This is a genomic window from Mycobacterium sp. (assembly GCF_049673265.1).
Lineage (GTDB): Bacteria > Actinomycetota > Actinomycetes > Mycobacteriales > Mycobacteriaceae > Mycobacterium.
In genome coordinates this window covers 1-2,147 of the sequence record NZ_JBATXN010000092.1, presented here as the reverse complement: position 1 = coordinate 2,147, position 2,147 = coordinate 1, and the positions used below count along the sequence as shown (strand labels likewise).

2 protein-coding genes and 1 pseudogene are annotated in these 2,147 nt (G+C 64.2%); 2 read left to right on the top strand and 1 reads right to left on the bottom strand.

The genetic code is table 11. The features are described from left to right. Window positions 1–447 (bottom strand): annotated as a pseudogene (locus WBF82_RS03195) (dimethylargininase); the annotation flags it as partial. Between the two features lie 59 nt (window positions 448–506). On the opposite strand from WBF82_RS03195, the gene WBF82_RS03190 reads away from it, so the two are divergent. After that, window positions 507–1,004: an Lrp/AsnC family transcriptional regulator gene (locus tag WBF82_RS03190; RefSeq protein WP_424381652.1), complete on the top strand. Its 498-nt coding sequence runs from the start codon at window positions 507–509 to the stop codon at window positions 1,002–1,004. A 39-nt stretch (window positions 1,005–1,043) separates the two neighbouring features. Further along, window positions 1,044–2,147 (top strand): NAD(P)/FAD-dependent oxidoreductase (locus WBF82_RS03185; RefSeq protein WP_424381651.1); only part of this gene is annotated, 1,104 nt, incomplete at its 3' end.

Below are 2,147 nucleotides of genomic sequence, written 5' to 3'. Positions count from 1 at the left end.
CGGCAGCAAGTCGCCCTGACCTTCGTTGACGTGCTGAGTCTGCACCGGCGTGTACCCCTGTGACCGCATCCAGTCCGCGTATGCGGCGGATTCCTGTTGGCGCTGTGGGTATTTGAACCGGGCCATCACCGCAGCGCCGCCCAGTATCAGCCCGCCGTTGGCGGCATAGACCATGTCAGGCAACCCGGTGACGGGTGCGACGAGGTCCACTTTGTGTCCCAGCCGAAGGTACGTGTCGCGAAGATGCGTCCACTGCACGAGCGCCACGTGGGCGTCGACAGGAGTGTTGATGTCCATCCACGGATTGATCGCATAGTCGACGGCGAAAAACTGCGGAGGCGTCATGACGTATTGCCGAAGGCGCGCCCTGCGTTCGGTCCGACGGACGATTTCAGTGGCGGTCACATGCGCCGGGGCTGGCGCCGCAGCGTCGGCGAAGATCGTCATAAATCGACGGTATGGGACGCGCGGTGCGCAATCAAACACCGGTTGCTGCTTATATAGGCATGTTCTGTTGTGCAAAATACTATATTGCGGCAGTCTGTTGTGCAGGAGGGCGGATGGACGGTATCGACGAGCAGATTCTCGCCGAGCTCGCCGAAAATGCCCGGGCAACGTTCGCCGAGATCGGCGAGCGGGTGAGCCTGTCGGCCTCGGCGGTCAAACGTCGCGTTGACCGGATGCTTGACAGTGGTGTGATCCGGGGCTTCACCACGGTCATCGATCGCAGCGCCGTCGGTTGGAACACCGAAGCGTACGTTCAGGTTTACTGTCACGGCAGGATTTCGCCCGACGAGTTGCGCCGGGCTTGGATGGACATTCCCGAGGTCGTCAGCGCCGCGACGGCGACCGGGACCGCCGACGCCATGCTGCGTGTGCTGGCGCGCGACATGCGCCACCTCGAAGACGCTTTGGAGCGCATCCGCACGAGCGCCGATATCGAGCGCACCGAAAGCATCGTCGTGCTGTCCAACCTCATTGACCGATCCCGGGCCGAGGGGTGAGCAACCGCCCGTCGTCGCAATCGTGTATGAACTCCAAATATGACCACTAGCTCGGGCAACGGAATACTGATCGTCGGCGGGGGGCTCGCCGCGACCCGGACCGCTGAGCAACTGCGCCGGTCGGATTACACCGGCGCGCTGGCCATCGTCAGCGATGAGGCCCATTTGCCCTACGACCGCCCTCCGCTGTCGAAGGAGGTGCTGCGCAGCGAAATCGACGACGTGACGCTCAAACCGCGTGAGTTCTACGACGAGCACAACATCACCTTGCGGCTTGGATCGGCGGTCACCAGCTTGGACACCGCTGCACAGACGGTGACTCTCGACGACGGAACGACGCTCGGCTACGACGAACTCGTCATTGCGACCGGCTTGGTACCGCGGCGCATTCCGGCTTTCCCCGACCTGGACGGCATCCGAGTGTTGCGTTCGTTCGACGAAAGCCTGGCATTGCGCAAGCACGCGTCGTCCGCACAGCACGCGGTTGTGGTCGGCGCGGGCTTCATCGGCTGTGAGGTGGCGGCCAGCCTGCGCGGCTTGGGAGTCGATGTGGTGCTGGTGGAGCCGCAGCCCGCGCCGCTGGCTGCGGTGCTTGGCGCGCAGATCGGCGAGCTGGTGGCGCGGTTGCACCGCGCAGAAGGTGTCGATGTGCGCACCGACGTCGGGGTGGCCGAGGTCCGCGGACAGCAGCATGTCGAGAGTGTGGTGCTGACCGACGGGGCTGAGCTGACAGCCGACTTGGTGGTGGTTGGCATCGGCTCGCGGCCGGCGACCGACTGGCTCGACGGCAGCGGCATCGACGTCGACAACGGCGTGATCTGTGATGCGGCCGGACGAACCAGCGCGCCGCACGTGTGGGCGCTCGGGGACGTCGCGTCCTGGCGTGATCCGACGGGACATCAAGTGCGGGTGGAACATTGGAGCAATGTCGCCGAGCAGGCAAGGGTCGTGGTGCCTGCGATACTCGGGCAGGACACACCGGCAGGCGTAGTTGTTCCGTATTTCTGGAGCGATCAGTACGACGTCAAGATCCAATGTTTGGGCGAGCCAATCGCCACCGACATCGTGCATGTCGTTGAGGACGACGGCCGCAGATTTCTCGCCTACTACGAACGTGACGGTGTGGTGGCCGGCGTTGTCGGC

Excerpts from the sequence above, each read along its gene's own strand:
- WBF82_RS03190 (WP_424381652.1), top strand. The coding sequence starts at position 507 with ATGTTCTGTTGTGCAAAATACTATATTGCGGCAGTCTGTTGTGCAGGA.